This window comes from Acinetobacter sp. ANC 3903 (assembly GCF_002135315.1).
GTDB lineage: Bacteria > Pseudomonadota > Gammaproteobacteria > Pseudomonadales > Moraxellaceae > Acinetobacter.
Genome location: NZ_NEGA01000025.1, coordinates 1 through 14,968 on the forward strand (window position 1 = coordinate 1; position 14,968 = coordinate 14,968).

A 14,968-nucleotide genomic window follows, 5' to 3' on the forward strand; every position below is an offset into this window, starting at 1 on the left:
GGCTTTAAAGGGGCCAAGCCTTATCATCAGGCCTTTGAACGCGGCGTAAAACTGATCGGGGCCACGGCACATTTTGTCACCGGTGATCTGGACGAAGGCCCGATTATCGAGCAGGAAGTGCAGCGGGTAGACCATGCCTATTTACCGGATGACCTGGTGTCGGTAGGGCGTGATACCGAAACAGTCGCGCTGTCCAAAGCAGTGAAATACTTTGTTGAACACCGCGTATTCCTTAATGATGACCGTACGGTGGTATTTAAATAGGGCCTAAGGAAGGCTAAGCGCACCACCAGCGCAGCTGTACGGCCACTCAGCTGGCAACTATGATGCTGGCCGTACAGTTGCACCGATTGCTATTGATATGATTTTAAAATGAAAAATGGCATCATTCTTGCAAAATAAATCTTGCTCAAGAATGAAAATGAATACAATAAAATTAAGAGGTACTGTATGAAACTGATCACCGCCATTATCAAACCATTCAAATTGGACGATGTCCGTGAAGAGCTCAACAAACACAGCATTCATGGTATGACCGTGACCGAAGTCAAAGGCGCAGGCCGTCAAAAAGGCCATACCGAAATGTACCGCGGCGCCGAATACAGGGTCGATTTTTTGCCGAAAGTGAAATTGGAAGTGGCCGTCCGGAGCGATCAGGTCGAATTAGCGATTGAAATTATCAGCAAATTTGCCACTACGGGCAAAATTGGTGACGGTAAAATTTTTGTCAGCGCACTGGAACAAGTGGTACGTATCCGCACAGGTGAAACCGGTATGGACGCCATTTAGTGTTATGCTCGATCCCATCCCCCAACCCTTTGGTTTGATCACCCTCGCAAAAGTTAAACACTGAATTACCCGGCAAGTGGGGTTTGGGGACTCATAAGACTGAACTCAACTCTTTTATTGCCAGCCGGGTACAATTCTGACTCTCCCTCTGAAAGCCTATTGCACCGTTTCTGCCCTTATTCAAGGGCTCTATAAATAGGCTGTGACTATGCCGCTATCCTCGAGATGTGTTGCAACTTGCTACATGCCTCCATCGCAGGCCATATCCATGCGGTCATTCAAAGAAAAGGGAATATGAAAACGGCTTCCCATCAGTTTAAAGCAGGCCCAGCTCCAGACTCATCGGCTGCTCAAACTGGTCAAATAAAACACCTAAAAAAAATCCTGCTCACTTGCAGGATTTTTTTTAGGCTGAGTGGATTGCTGGCTGCTTAGCCTTTTGCTGTGCGTTTTAATTTCTCTGGATCATCAAATGGCAAGGTATGCGTGATTGCATTTACCTCCAGGCTGCCTTTGACCTGCAGCGCTTTGCCCTGCTCTGCATAAGGCACATCCAGACGTGCGATGGCCACGGTTTTACCGGTCAGCGGCGAATGCATGCCGCAGGTAATGACTCCTACTTGCTGATTGCCGTCCCATAAGGTATCTCCCATTGCAGGCACCTGATCGCCCTCCAGCAATACACCGAAGATTTTAAAGCGTTCTTTGCCTTTTAAACGGCGATGCTCATAGCAGCCGCGGAATTCGCCTTTATGCGGTGAAACCGTGAAATCCAAGCCGAGTTCCCACAAGGTGTCGCCGCAAACATCATTCTTGAAGGGGAAATATTCTGAATTGTCATACGGGAAAAAGAGTAAATAACTTTCGGTACGCAGCCAGTCCAGCGTGGTAAATGAACAGGGAATAATGCCATATTCAGCGCCGGTACTGAGAATGGTTTCCCAAATCATCGGTGCATCGGCAGCCTTACAGAAAATTTCATAGCCGCGTTCGCCAGTATATCCGGTACGTGAAATCATGACAGGCGCACCAAACAGTTTGGTTTGCAGATGGTGAAAATAGGGCAAATCACGAATGCCCGGAACATGTTGAGCTAAATAGTCCACGGCCAATGGCCCTTGCAGCGATAAATCATGCAGGTCATCATCAAACAATACCGCAACCTGACGCCCAGCCGCTGAACGAATCAGCATTTCATAGCCAATGCCTGTGCCATGCACCACCATAAAGGCATTTGGCCCGGTACGGTAAATCACGCAGTCATCCACAAATTTTCCTTGCTCATTCAGCATGGTCGCATACACGGATTTGCCGGGATACAATTTGGAAATGTCGCGGGTGGTTGCATATTCCAGCAGGCTTTCCGCATGCGGGCCGACATAATGGACTTTTTTCAGGCCCGAAACATCCATCAAGCCGGCTTTGGTGCGGATGGCCGTATAGTGATCTGCAATATCCGAATCATAGGTCCATGCCGTTCCCATGCCGTTCCAGTCTTCTAATTTTGAACCGAGCTGGCGGTGGTGGGTTGCCAATGCAGAAATGCGCCAAGAGTTTGCCATACAGGTCTTCCTTATTGAATATTTTAAAATGTGCTGCTTGCTTCAGGTTATGAAACTGAGCTGTTATTCATCTACGCCATCGAACTGGCTGAGCCATTGCACCAGCGGTTCACGATATTCACTGATGCCCTTGTATTCTGCGATCGGCTCAGGCAAATCGCGGATTACCCGGTATAGCCGTTTGGCCCATGCCGGGTTGCTGGTCAAATCATTCAGGCTAATCAGATAAGTGCGGATACTGAACAGCAGTGCATTGCTGCGCGCCAGACGCGGCATCATTTGCAGCTCCACCCGCAAATGCACCAGTTCACCGGCATTTTCCGCAGTGACCAGTCCGCGTTCATGTCCCCATAAATGATAGGTTTCCGAGGAAGTATCCATACGTGGATTGATGGTTATGGTCCAATTCAGACGCCGGTAGGGCTGGCCTACCTGAATGTTGAGCAGGAATTTGAGTGCGCGCTCAAACACCCCCAGGTTATGTGCCAGCTTTGGCACAGGCGCGTGCCATTGCTTAAAACTCATACCGGCATCAAAATTCAGTGACCAGTCTGCAGGGCCGGTGATCATGCCAGTATCCATAAACAGATCGCCATCACGCTGGTCCAGCAAGGCAACATCGCCCTGGAACTGACGGCTGATAAATTCAAACGGATCCATAGGCAAGCTGTCTGCCTGACCAAAAATAAAATGGACATCGATATTTAAGGGTTGATTGACCCAGTGCCAGTTCAGGCCATCGCGCTCCAGCTGGAAATGTTCAGGGTAATCTTCTGCATAACGCAGCATCACCATTTCCAAAAAGTCCCAGCTGGCTTGACGCATGTGTGGCATGACAATACAACGTTTCGGGTCCTGTTGCAGGGTTAAACTGCGCTCGTTCATGTCCGTTACATAATGTTCATCCACATCGAACCAATGCTCGAAAATACTATCCGGCCTTGAAACAACCGGCTCAATATTCACCGAATACATATACTGGTCTTCGGGAAATGGAAAAGGAAAACGGGCAATCGCCTTTGCACTGTTATGGTAGTGAAACTGATCATGCATATTTTCATTGGGGTTAAATTGAACCGTCATCGTAATCTCCCAAAGCTATAGGTCTAAATGCAGGCAATGGCCTGGTTTGGCACGTGAAACGCAAGGCATCAACTGCGTCGACCGCTCCTGCACCGTTAAATAATGATCCAGATGTTCCACCTCGCCTTGGCTGTAGGACGTGGCACATTGACCGCATACGCCACCGCGGCAGAGATTGGGCACCTCAATGTCTTCTTGTTCCAGTGCTTCCAGCAGGCTGAAATCGCCGGGCACATGAATACGGCGCTGGCTTTTACTGAGCACGGCATCAAATGCGACTCCGGGTGCAGGCGAAGAAAAAGCTTCCCAATGCACACGTTTTTTTGACCAGCCCAGCGTTTCCGCACAGTCAACAACGGCATGAATCAGGCGCTCTGGCCCGCAAATATAGACATGGCTGCCGAGAGACTGCTGGCTCAGCAATGCTTCTATGTCCAAACGGCGCTGTTTTTTTTCCGAATAAATATGTACCTGATCACGGAACAACTGCATCAGCATATCTTCATAGGCATTGCTGATGCCGTCACGACAGGCATAGTGCAGTTCAAAACTGTGTCCGGCATGCAGCAGGTATTTCATATGTGACAGGAACGGGGTAATACCGATGCCGCCGGCAATAAATACATGGTGCTGGGCCTGAGAGTTGAGTGAAAATAAATTCAGGGGTGCAGAAATATTTAGGGTATCGCCCACCTGAATTTTTTCATGCAGGTATTGCGAACCGCCACGCGAGTTCTCCTGCAAGCGTACCGCAATTTGATACTGGTGCTGCTCATACGGGGCATTCAGCAATGAATAGGCATTGCGGATGATGCGGCCTTCCACTGGCAGCTGCACAATCACATGACTGCCGGAGGAAAACGGCTGCAAGGGGGTATCTAAAGCGGCCAAGGTAAATTCGCGAATCATCGGGGTAACTTGATGAATTCGGGTCACATGGACAGGAACGGTTGGGTTCATGCGCTGAGTACTCCCATAGGTTGATGCGCATTGGCACAGACTCCCATATAGGCGCCAAGGCGTTCAGAAAAATGACTGCGGATCAGCAGTTCGACCTGACACTGTTCACAGCTACACAGCTCGTCTTTAACGGTGTGCTGAATATGCCCGCAGTGCACGCAGTAGACTTTTTTACGCGGGTTTTGCAGGCTGGAGCTATCCGCAATCAAGCTGATTTCCTCATCTAGGCAGCCCGTACCCACCAGGCACTGCTGTACTGTCCAAACAAAGGATTCATCACCGCAGACCACGGCACGCACGCCAGCCTTTTCCTGCTGCAGCACTGTCTCTAGTTCATGCAGCAGGCCAGCCAAGGCTTGATCTTGTTGACTGTCCAGCATCAGCTGCACCGTTTGCGGGTGCTGTTTGCTCATTTGGGTTAATTGCTGTGTCACTGCCGATGCTGCATGCTGCAACACCAGCACATACTTGGGTGCATTCCAGTGCAGCGTTTCTACAGTTTGATATCTGGGGGTACTGTGCATGGCTTCCATCATTTGAGAAACCTCATATAAGAACTACATAATCAGATATTTAAAGGTTTTTACGCCGCCTGACCATTCCCTCTAAATCATACCCACTAAGGGGTAAAGCACAGCATGCGGGGGGAGTTTTTAAGCTAACGCAGACATAAAAAAAGCAGCTGGAAACCAGCTGCTGCAGAAAAAACGTATACCAGGTTGTTACTATATTTTGTGGGTCTGCCCGGCAGTGTTGCAGGTCAAGCACTGACCGTCCTAACCCGCTTTTTGCTGTAGGTCTGCCTCGGTCTGTAAATAGGCCTCCAGGGAGTCATCCAGGGCATCAATCCAGGGCGTATGATGCGGCGTTGCCATAGTCCCGGTCATCAATGAACAGTAAGTATTGTCACGGAAGGCCATAATGTTTTCTTGCTTGTGTTTTTTCCATTGCAAAAAGGTCAGCCGCACCGCTTCAATATCAAAGCTTGGATAATCGGTCTGATCAATCAGGCGCATAATATAGTCGCCTTGAAATTTGAACATGGCTGCTGCATCCTGCAGGGTTTTTTCTTGCTCATGCCAGGCTTGGGTGTCGGCCTGCATCTCGGCAAAACTCGGCAAGGCAATTTTACCCAGCATCACATCGCGCGCATACCAAGCCTGTGCATCAAACATGTTGAAGGAATACCACTGATCCTGCATGCCTAAATAAAATAGCTGCGGATTGGCTTCCCAGACCACGCCCTGATACAGGTACAGCGGATAGAGAATGTTATCGGTTTTTAGACGCAGGCTTTCCGACATGAACGGGAAACTGTGCAAATAGCCGGTACATAAAATAATGGCATCAATCTCGGCCGAACTGCCATCAGCAAAATAGGCATGGGTCTGATCGACCCGCAGCAGTTGCGGACGCTCTGACCAATTTTCTGGCCAGTGATAACCCATCGGTGAACTGCGGTAACAGCTGATAATCTGCTTCGCACCATATTTATAGCATTGTGAACCGATATCTTCAGCAGAATAGCTGCTGCCGACCAGCAGTACATTTTTACCTTTAAATTCCAGTGCATCACGGAAGTCATGGGCATGTAAAATCCGTCCGCCAAAACTGCCGAAACCTTCATATTCAGGAATTCTTGGGGTAGAAAAATGGCCTGAAGCCACCACCACAAAATCGAAAGTCTCGGTATACACCTCATCGGTGACATGGTTATGCACCGTCACTGAAAACTGCTTGCTGTCCGGGTGAAACTCGACATGGCGCACCGCGCTGTTGAAGCGGACATATTTGCGTACATCGGCTTTTTCTACCCGGCCTTTGATATAGTCCCACAGCACGGCACGTGGCGGATAAGAACCAATCGGCCGGCCAAAATGCTCATCAAAGGTATAGTCTGCAAATTCCAGACATTCTTTCGGGCCATTCGACCACAGGTAACGGTACATGCTGCTATGCACCGGTTCACCATGTTTATCCAGGCCGGTATGCCAGGTATAATTCCATTGACCACCCCAGTCGGCCTGCTTTTCAAAGCATACCATTTCCGGAATTTCGATGCCCTTGCTTTGCGCAGATTGAAAAGCGCGCAGTTGCGCCATCCCGCTTGGCCCTGCCCCAATAATTGCAACTCGTTTCATGGTGAATCTCCATGTGATCTGTTTTAAACAAAACTGCCGTGATGCCATTACCTTAGACAGGCCTACATCATTTCGAAATTCCTCAGATGGGGTATGCACAAGGGGATACTTACCTGGGGTCATGCCGCTTTAGCGGCTTGCATGCCCTCAGTTTTGGATAAATACAGCGCCTTCCAGACCCAGCACCATATCACTTTGCGAATATAGGCCCTGCCCGATTTCCTGTACCCGCTGTATGCTGTTCTGGGCAGTGACAATGCGGTAATGCAAATGAAATACGCGATGGCACTGCAAGGCCGACTGGATACTGTCCCAGACATACTGCTGGTCATCGGGATGAATCAGCTGTCCATAGCGCGGCGTATTGATCAGCAGCTCACTGCGATAACCGGTTATCTGCTGACAGCCGCTGCTGACATAGTCCATGGTCCAGTTCCAGTCATTGCGTGAGCGGTACAGCATGACTGGCAGGCGCGACAGCAAATCATGCAGACTACGCTGCTGTGCATCCTGCAGTTCTTGCTGCCGGATTTTTTGCGTCTGCTCCGTGCCTAAAATGCACCATCCCCGCAACTGGTTTTTTCCGTCACCGGCACAGATCGGCTGCAGCGACAGATCAAACCACACCAAGGGCTGTTCCGGGATTAACAGGCGCAGTGCCAGCTTGCACGGCCGTCCGGCCATGAGGGCACATTGGAAGGTCAAACTATCTTCGGAATACAGCCAGTAGCTCAAGGGTAAGCGCTGTGCTGCAGCATCCGGTTGCAGCTGTAGCAAGTTGTGCCAGGTACGATTGCTGCGCTGAATCGTGCCATGGCTATCCAGCAACAGTGCAATATCGGCAAACTGGTCAAACAGTTCAGGCCAATCCTGATTCAAGTCCATATTCAGCTCATCTTTGCTGGAGGGCAGCGCTATTTTCGACATATCAGCATTACTCGCACGGTGAACCTTAAACGGAAGACGAGGGATAAATATCAAAATCTGCAGTGTTAAGCTGCTGATGCACCCACACGGAAAGCTCCAGCCGTGAATGCACATTCAGTTTGCGTAGCAGACTTTTCACATAGACTTTTACCGTACCGTCACTGATGCCTAATTCACGGGCAATCAGTTTATTGTTCAAGCCTTTGGCGATCAGCTTTAACGTTTCCTGCTCCCGCTGCGTCATTTCCGATAGCAGTTTGCGCTGCAATAGCACCTGTTCAGAGGTTTTATGCAAGGCAGCGGCTAGGGGTGCTGTCTGCTGCCGGACTTGCTGGGCCAGCAAAGCGACCCCATCGGCATGCAATACGGTCCTGCCCTGCATGACTTGATGCAGTTGCAGCAGAATATCTTCCGGCAAGGTATCTTTGGGCAAAAAGCCATTGGCACCCAGACGAATGGCATCCAATACAATGCTGTCCTCCAGGCTGGCGGTTAAAATAATCACTTTAAGATCGACATTGCGTTCCCGGATGCATTTTAGTACCTCAATGCCGCTCATCTGCGGCATCTGTACATCCAGCAGCAGCAATTCAATGTTCGCGGTGTCCAGCGCTGACAGAAATGCTGATCCGCTGCTGTATTCCTGCTGTACATCAAAGTGCTCGGACTGGCGGATAATATCCGCCACACCGCGCCTGAACAGCGCATGGTCATCTACAATACTGACTGCAATTTTATTCATCTCATTCCCCTCCAGTGTTCAGGTCTAATATCAGTTCAACGCAGGTGCCGCAGGGCTGATTCGGGCGGATACTGAGCACAGCACCAATCCGTTCGGCACGTTCCTGCATAATTTCCAGTCCGAAACTGTCCGGCCGTTTCCGCCCTGCCTGTATGCCGCGGCCATTATCTGCAATCTGAATGTGCAGCTGCTGAGTGAAATTGCGCTTTACAGAAATGACGGCTGTACTGGCGTGGGCATGACGCACAACATTGCTCAGGCTTTCACGGATGATATACAGCAGCTGTACCGACTGTCTGGCACTGACTTTCAGCTGTGGAACACGGTTATCCAGTTCAAAAGCCACACTGGACTGATGTTCAAATTCGGCAATAATTTTTTTCAGCGCGGTGAAAAAATCCAGTTCCTGATAGGTTAAGCGTGAGGCGGTAATTAATTCACGCACCTGCTGGTAAGCATAATGGGTATAAGCCGCCAGCTCCTCGGTCTGTTCCAGCAGCGGTGCATAACCAGGCTGCTGTTTGCATTGCTGGTTCAGCTGCGCGGATTTCAACCTTAAGAATCCAATAATTTGCGCAATGCTGTCATGTAAGTCAGCCGAAAAATCACGCCGCTCCTGCTGCAATATGGTTTGTATGCGCTCCTGCTGTAGCGCGCGTTCCTGAAAGCCCGATTGCAAAGCCTGATCCAGCTGCTGTAGTAGCTCCGCTTCCACCGGCTGGGCTGCCGAATAGTTTAAATAGACTCGCCAGACTGCAAAATTCTGTCCTGTAAACAGCGGGAGGCAATCATGCTGCCCCAGCAGCAGCGGCACATCCTGCTGCATCACAGAGACGGAGCGCGGTAGCAGCTGCTCTTGGAGCAGACGTACCTCAGACTGCGCCAGCGGTTGCGCCAAGGCATGAAAAATGAAACATTCCTGAGTGAAGGGATAGCACATCACCAGACAATATTCCGGCAAGCCCGGTACAGGAAAATGCTGTTTCAGCCATTGCAGAAAAAGTGGCAATTCGGCCTTGGGATCCTGAATCTGCATCAGCTTTAATTTGGCCTGCAGATAAAACAGCGTCAATTCACGCTGGCGAAGCAGCCGTTGGGTCTGATCTAAATCACCTGCCTGGTTTATGGCCCGCTCTGTCTCTATTTTGCCGTCATTCATCACTTCACTCGCAAGATGCGCCATGCTGCTGAATTATTCTTTACAGTTAAATTATTTGAGCAGGAATCATGCCAACATCCAGCACTACCCTATTCAGGGTATGCCTCTGGAGAAATTGCTGTGCCAGCAGAATATGTGTGAAATGAATAGCATCAGAACCAGCGGGACGCTTTGGGCTCATCTATGGGAACGCTTACTTCAGCTTTAACAACTGCAGTGACAGATGAATATATTCATTTGCAGCAGCCAATCCATGAACTGTATTTGCGCGCAGATGCACAGTGCATGCACATTTTTGACCTGGATGCGGGCGATCGCATTCAATTTGACTTACCTGAACAACAGAGTATTGATCTGCTTATTTTCAATACAGAACAGCAGCTTATGCCGGAATTGCTTCAGGCACTACAGGCCGAATCCCTTCTGGTGGCCAATGCTGCTCGGGCTACACATGCACAGTTAAATCAGGACAGCGCCTCAGGCCAGCGCCTGAAACAGCAGTTAGCACAGCATGCGATACAGCCTGACTGGCTGGAGCAGGCGCTGACCTTGCACAGCCCTGGAAAGCGCATTTTTCAGGCGTCTGCGGCAATTCAAGTCATCGTGTTCAATACCGGCCTGGACATGAATGTGCAGCAGCAGTACTGCATAGATGAAGTGCCCGTGACGCTATTTAAAGCCCAGCCCGTGCATTATTATTTGCCGCAGCCTTTAGCCAAACCGGTGCAGGAAATTCTGATACCGCGCGCTTCAGCACGGACGTATAGCGTTAAAGCAGGACAATGGATTCAAATTATCGACTTGTCGGGCAAGCAGTGTTCCGATTTTTTGGCCTTTGATGCCCAGGCTTTGGCCCAAGGCCAAGAACTGGGTCTGGATGCCATGGCCACCCGGACCATTTTGGGGCATGCTACCCCGGCTCCCGGGCTGCACTCTAAGTTTTTTGCCTCAGATCTGCAAGCGCTGGCCGAAGTGGTTCAAGACACCGTGGGCCGGCACGATATGTTCCTGAGTGCCTGCAGTCCGAAGTTCTATAACGATTCCGGCTACTTTGGCCATATTTCCTGCACCGATAATTTTAACCAGGTTCTGCAGCCTTTTGGCATCCAAAGCCGCAATGCATGGCCTGCCATTAACCTGTTTTACAACACCTTTGTTGAACCTTGCGGTGCAATCAGCATGGCAGAACCGTGGTCCAGACCGGGAGATTATGTCCTGCTGCACGCCCACCGCGATCTGCTCTGTGCATCATCTGCCTGCCCTGACGATATTGATCCTTCCAATGGCTGGGTACCGACGGATATTCTGGTCCGGATTTATGATCAGGATCAGCATTTCCCACGCTCCCAGCATTATCGAATTGACCCCGAGGAACTGCCGCGCATGACCCAAGCATCAGGATTTTTTCCGCGCATCCAAGCGCTTACTTCAAAAATCAGTGAGTACCACGGCTATTGGATTGCCAATGAATACGACGGCTGGGGTGCCAAAGCAGAATATCTGGCCTGCCGTGAAAGGGTCGCCATGATCGATTTAAGCGCGCTGCGCAAATTTGAAATTACCGGCCCGGATGCAGAAGCTTTTATGCAGTATGCCTTGACCCGCAATATCCGCAGACTGGCGGTGGGTGAAATTGCCTACTCGGCCTCTTGTCTGGAAACCGGCGGCATGGTGGATGACGGCACGATTTTCCGCATGGGTGAAAACTGTTTCCGCTGGATTTGCGGTGATGAATATTCAGGAACTTGGCTGAAACAGCTGGCACAGCAGCATGGCTATAAAGTCAGCATCCGCAATTCATCCCAGCATATTCACAATATTGCAGTGCAAGGTCCGCACAGCCGTGCGCTGTTGCAGCAACTGATCTGGACACCTGAACATCAGCCAAGCGTAGAGAAATTAGCATGGTTCCACTTTACCCTCGGCAAGCTGGGCGGTACAGACGGTATTCCGGTCATGGTATCACGCACCGGTTACACCGGTGAGCTGGGCTTTGAAGTCTGGTGTCATCCTAGCCATGCCGAACAGCTTTGGGATGCCGTTTGGCAGGAGGGTCAGCAATATGAGATTGCTCCGCTGGGTTTTGATGCCTTGGATTTGTTGCGCATAGAAGCCGGGCTGATCTTTGCACAGCATGAGTTTTCAGCCGAAACCAATCCTTATGAAGCGGGCATTGGCTTCACGGTACCGATGAAAACCAAGGAAGAAGATTTTATCGGCAAACAGGCCATGAAAAATCAGGCTCCGGAAAGCCGGCATAAACTCATGGGCCTGGTCCTGGAGGGCAATGAAGCGGTCCAGCATGGCGACCCGGTCTATGTCGGACGTTTTCCTGTGGGTGTGGTGACCAGTGCAGCCAACTCTCCTTTGCTGCAGCAACAGATTGCCCTGTGCCGCCTTGCACCGCAGTATGCCCTAACAGATACCGCTGTCGAAGTTGGACAACTGGATGGCCTTAAAAAACGCCTGAAAGCCAAAGTGGTGGATTTGCCTTTTTATGATCCACAAAGGTTAAGAGTGAAAAGTTGATTATCCAACCCATCATTTTTGCCTAGCCGTTGGATGCTCTTTAAAGCTGAACATTGCCACCGCTGAACGGTACTCTGAACATGAGACCAGCGCTGCATTTTGCTAGAGGGTGCGGTTCTTTAACCCTGAGTTCCTACCTGGCTATGGCAGGATTATACAAATATTTTAAAGGCGCAATATCCCGGGTGGTAATAACTGCACGCTCCTTACCCGGGTAGGTCGTTTGGCTTATTCAGTAAACTGATACCCTCCAGCCAGCTTCAGAATATTCAGTTGATGAGTTAGAGAAAATAGCAACACATGTTCAGGATCGAGAAAGATGTGTAGATAGCTGTGCCTTGAGGTTAAGCAGAATGTCAATTTCTAAATTATTTACTGCAAGTTGTTTACATACCAAAAGTAGAGAAATGATGAGCGAACCATCGCTATATGTCTGCTTAAATTGTAGAAATTCTTCCATTTTTTAGTTTTTACGTTATTTTTAACTGCAAGTTTAAAAGCTTTCAATACTTGCTCTCTGGCGCTTGCCACCCATTAGGCCAGATCATGGTTCAGGCTAACTTCTTACTCATCTATCCGAGCCACCTGATTTTAGTTCCCACGTTTTTTAACCAGGGACTAAAGTCACATCAGATCATGACCTGCACAATATCCCCCTCTTCTGAAACCTTTGTCCTAGGTAAAAGGTGGCATTATGCATAATTTAAGCATCGATTTTTTAGCTTAGGCTATTTCCAGCAGTCCAGTGAATGAAAACAATAATTTTGGCACCCATTTTGCTTAATCAGTATTACGTTTTATAAAAATTGTAATATTGAGGGGCAACACTATGGGTTACGTTGCACGTGAACTCAGTCAAAGAAATAAACTACTGTTTGGCTTGGGGTCTTTTTTAATACCGGTCTTGATTTGGTGTGCAGTCAGCTATTTACCTTTTATCTGGCATCCACAAGTCCAGATTGCCGATTCAGGCAGCGTGAACTATTTACAGGTCGGTAGTCGCATTGATAAAAATGTCTTTTTCTCTGCCGCCCAGTCTGCGTTAGATCAAGGTCTGGCTCCACCTCAAGGGATTCTGGTGAATCCGATCTATCTGCCCGCCCCGCATGAAGTGGCGATTGCCCTGGTCACGGCATTCACCACTGAACCGGCACAGGCCAATGCACCCTGGTTCCATGAAAGCCTGTGGCACAGTATCAAGCTGGTCTTTAGTGCTTTCTTTATTTCTTCACTGATCGGGATTCCACTCGGTATTTTATGTGGCTTCTCTCATAAAATTTCCCAGCTGACCGAGCCTTTTGTTGAATTTTTCCGCTACCTGCCTGCCCCGGCCTTTGGCGCACTTGCAGTTGCCATTTTAGGGATCAATGATGCACCGAAAATTGCCATCATTGTCATTGGCACCCTGTTCCAGCAAATCCTGATTATTGCCAATACCACACGTCTGGTAGACCGTAGCCTGATTGAAGCCGGTTTTACCTTAGGCACCAATAAAATGAAAAGCCTGTTTCATGTGGTGATTCCAGCAGCCCTTCCTGAAATTTACCGCAATCTGCGTGTCCTGCTCGGCTGGGCATGGACCTATCTGATCGTGGCGGAACTGATCGGCAGTACCTCCGGGATTACCTGGTTTATTACCCAGCAAGCCCGTTACCAGAATTTTGACAATGTCTTTGCAGCGATCCTGATCATTGGGGTGATTGGCCTGCTCTGTGACGTGATTTTAATGAAATTGGGACAACGCCTATTTAAATGGAAACCGGGAGCAAATTAATGCAAAACCCTGAATTTAATACCCGCGAATACTTTGACAAGATTTATAGCCGTCCGGTGATTCTGGAAGCGAAACAGCTGACGCAAAAATTCAGTCATGGCAAAACTGAACGTACGGTTTTAAATGCCCTGAATCTCAAAATTCATAAGCGTGAGTTTATCTGTGTGATTGGTCCTTCCGGTTGCGGCAAGTCGACCTTTAGCCGTGTGGTGGCGGGCCTAGACCCGTATAGCAGTGGTGAGATTCTGGTCGATGGCCAGCCGATTACCGGTCCGAGTCCGGAACGTGGCATGGTGTTTCAGGGCTATACCCTGTTCCCATGGAAAACCGTCAAAGAAAATGTCATGTTTGGCCCGAAAATGAAAGGCCAAAGTAATGCCTCAGCCGAAGCGCAGGCACGGGAATGGATCAATATCATTGGTCTGGAAAAATATCAGGACCAGTATCCGCATCAGCTGTCTGGCGGGATGAAACAGCGTGTCGCGATTGCCCGTGCGCTGGTCAATGAACCCAAGGTCTTGCTGATGGATGAACCTTTTGGTGCGCTGGATCCGCATACGCGCCAGAAAATGCAGCGTCACCTGATGGACCTGTGGCAGAACATCGACATCACCATCATTTTCGTGACTCACGATATGGATGAAGCGATTTTACTGGCCGACCGGATTGTGGCGTTGAAAGCCAATCCAGGTGAGATCAAGGAAATTATCGAAGTGAATCTGCCACGTCCACGTCATCCCGATCTGATGCTGACCCCGGAATTTAAACAGCTGCGTGAGCATGTCGATCATCTGGTACATGCCCAGGAAGATGAACTGGATCCTGCACTGGCGGATCTGCCGGAGATTCCGCGCTTAACTAAAATTAGTAACTCCAAATAAGAGGTAGACCAAGACCATAATGGCTTATGTGTATTTATTGATTGCAGTCATTTCAGAGGTTATTGCGACCTCTGCACTGAATGCATCAAAAGGATTTACCGTTTGGCAACCCAGTGTTGTGACCTGTATTGGTTATTTGATTGCCATTTATTTCCTGGCATTAACCATGAAAAGCATTCCGATGGGGATTAGCTATGCTCTCTGGTCTGGTGCTGGAATTGTATTTATTTCTACGGTAGGCTGGATTGTGTTTAAACAACATCTGGATGCCGCTGCGATGATCGGTTTGGCATTTATCCTGGTGGGTATTTTTATTATTAATATCTTTTCAAATTCAACTACTGTTTAATTTTTTACTTGTCGTTTCTCAGTCATTGCAAACTTTAAAAATAAACCAGAAAAAAGCCCAGATTTGGATCTG

14 protein-coding genes are annotated in these 14,968 nt (G+C 49.1%); 6 read left to right on the forward strand and 8 right to left on the reverse strand.

Features of this window, described 5'->3' with window-relative positions:
* Positions 1-264: formyltransferase family protein (locus tag B9T29_RS15580; protein WP_265733372.1), on the forward strand; the 264-nt coding region annotated here is incomplete at its 5' end.
* Between the two features lie 186 nt (positions 265-450).
* Positions 451-789 (forward strand): P-II family nitrogen regulator, encoded by a 339-nt coding sequence (locus tag B9T29_RS15585; protein ID WP_086176796.1) that lies wholly within the window; start codon positions 451-453, stop codon positions 787-789.
* A 431-nt stretch (positions 790-1,220) separates the two neighbouring features.
* On the opposite strand, the gene B9T29_RS15590 is transcribed toward B9T29_RS15585, so the two are convergent.
* The 8 genes from B9T29_RS15590 to B9T29_RS15625 form a co-directional block, all read right to left on the reverse strand.
* Positions 1,221-2,351: an aminomethyltransferase family protein gene (locus tag B9T29_RS15590; RefSeq protein ID WP_086176797.1), complete on the reverse strand. Its 1,131-nt coding sequence runs from the start codon at positions 2,349-2,351 to the stop codon at positions 1,221-1,223.
* Positions 2,352-2,414: 63 nt separating this feature from the next.
* Positions 2,415-3,434, reverse strand: coding sequence for a heme-dependent oxidative N-demethylase family protein (locus B9T29_RS15595; RefSeq protein ID WP_086176798.1), 1,020 nt, complete (start codon positions 3,432-3,434; stop codon positions 2,415-2,417).
* Positions 3,435-3,449: 15 nt separating this feature from the next.
* On the reverse strand, positions 3,450-4,394 hold the full coding sequence (locus B9T29_RS15600) for a PDR/VanB family oxidoreductase (protein WP_086176799.1): 945 nt from the start codon (positions 4,392-4,394) through the stop codon (positions 3,450-3,452).
* On the reverse strand, positions 4,391-4,930 hold the full coding sequence (locus B9T29_RS15605; RefSeq protein WP_086176800.1) for a dimethylamine monooxygenase subunit DmmA family protein: 540 nt from the start codon (positions 4,928-4,930) through the stop codon (positions 4,391-4,393). Before B9T29_RS15605 ends, B9T29_RS15600 begins: the two co-directional genes overlap by 4 nt.
* Before the next feature lie 240 nt (positions 4,931-5,170).
* Positions 5,171-6,535, reverse strand: coding sequence for an NAD(P)-binding domain-containing protein (locus tag B9T29_RS15610; protein ID WP_086176801.1), 1,365 nt, complete (start codon positions 6,533-6,535; stop codon positions 5,171-5,173).
* A 147-nt stretch (positions 6,536-6,682) separates the two neighbouring features.
* A complete protein-coding gene (locus B9T29_RS15615; protein WP_086176802.1) occupies positions 6,683-7,462 on the reverse strand; it encodes a PAS domain-containing protein in 780 nt (259 codons plus the stop codon).
* A gap of 25 nt (positions 7,463-7,487) precedes the next feature.
* Positions 7,488-8,204: a response regulator gene (locus B9T29_RS15620; protein ID WP_086176803.1), complete on the reverse strand. Its 717-nt coding sequence runs from the start codon at positions 8,202-8,204 to the stop codon at positions 7,488-7,490.
* Between the two features lies 1 nt (position 8,205).
* On the reverse strand, positions 8,206-9,387 hold the full coding sequence (locus B9T29_RS15625; protein WP_086176804.1) for a sensor histidine kinase: 1,182 nt from the start codon (positions 9,385-9,387) through the stop codon (positions 8,206-8,208).
* Between the two features lie 159 nt (positions 9,388-9,546).
* Between B9T29_RS15625 and B9T29_RS15630 the strand changes: the two genes are divergently transcribed.
* The 4 genes from B9T29_RS15630 (at position 9,547) to B9T29_RS15645 (ending at position 14,896) form a co-directional block, all read left to right on the forward strand.
* Complete coding sequence (locus tag B9T29_RS15630; RefSeq protein ID WP_086176805.1) at positions 9,547-11,892, forward strand: DUF1989 domain-containing protein; 2,346 nt, start codon at positions 9,547-9,549, stop codon at positions 11,890-11,892.
* Positions 11,893-12,721: 829 nt separating this feature from the next.
* A complete protein-coding gene (locus B9T29_RS15635; protein WP_086176806.1) occupies positions 12,722-13,666 on the forward strand; it encodes an ABC transporter permease in 945 nt (314 codons plus the stop codon).
* Complete coding sequence (locus tag B9T29_RS15640; protein WP_086176807.1) at positions 13,666-14,547, forward strand: ABC transporter ATP-binding protein; 882 nt, start codon at positions 13,666-13,668, stop codon at positions 14,545-14,547. The genes B9T29_RS15635 and B9T29_RS15640 overlap by 1 nt, the downstream gene beginning before the upstream one ends.
* A 19-nt stretch (positions 14,548-14,566) precedes the next feature.
* Entirely contained in the window at positions 14,567-14,896 is a 330-nt protein-coding gene (locus B9T29_RS15645) for a DMT family transporter (RefSeq protein WP_086176808.1), read from the forward strand.
* Positions 14,897-14,968 lie beyond the last annotated feature (72 nt).

Coding starts and splice junctions, on each gene's coding strand:
- B9T29_RS15600 (WP_086176799.1), bottom strand. CDS start 4,394: ATGAACCCAACCGTTCCTGTCCATGTGACCCGAATTCATCAAGTTACC.
- B9T29_RS15585 (WP_086176796.1), top strand. CDS start 451: ATGAAACTGATCACCGCCATTATCAAACCATTCAAATTGGACGATGTC.
- B9T29_RS15630 (WP_086176805.1), top strand. CDS start 9,547: ATGGGAACGCTTACTTCAGCTTTAACAACTGCAGTGACAGATGAATAT.
- B9T29_RS15605 (WP_086176800.1), bottom strand. CDS start 4,930: ATGATGGAAGCCATGCACAGTACCCCCAGATATCAAACTGTAGAAACG.
- B9T29_RS15645 (WP_086176808.1), top strand. CDS start 14,567: ATGGCTTATGTGTATTTATTGATTGCAGTCATTTCAGAGGTTATTGCG.
- B9T29_RS15625 (WP_086176804.1), bottom strand. CDS start 9,387: ATGGCGCATCTTGCGAGTGAAGTGATGAATGACGGCAAAATAGAGACA.
- B9T29_RS15620 (WP_086176803.1), bottom strand. CDS start 8,204: ATGAATAAAATTGCAGTCAGTATTGTAGATGACCATGCGCTGTTCAGG.
- B9T29_RS15640 (WP_086176807.1), top strand. CDS start 13,666: ATGCAAAACCCTGAATTTAATACCCGCGAATACTTTGACAAGATTTAT.
- B9T29_RS15610 (WP_086176801.1), bottom strand. CDS start 6,535: ATGAAACGAGTTGCAATTATTGGGGCAGGGCCAAGCGGGATGGCGCAA.
- B9T29_RS15590 (WP_086176797.1), bottom strand. CDS start 2,351: ATGGCAAACTCTTGGCGCATTTCTGCATTGGCAACCCACCACCGCCAG.
- B9T29_RS15595 (WP_086176798.1), bottom strand. CDS start 3,434: ATGACGGTTCAATTTAACCCCAATGAAAATATGCATGATCAGTTTCAC.
- B9T29_RS15635 (WP_086176806.1), top strand. CDS start 12,722: ATGGGTTACGTTGCACGTGAACTCAGTCAAAGAAATAAACTACTGTTT.
- B9T29_RS15615 (WP_086176802.1), bottom strand. CDS start 7,462: ATGTCGAAAATAGCGCTGCCCTCCAGCAAAGATGAGCTGAATATGGAC.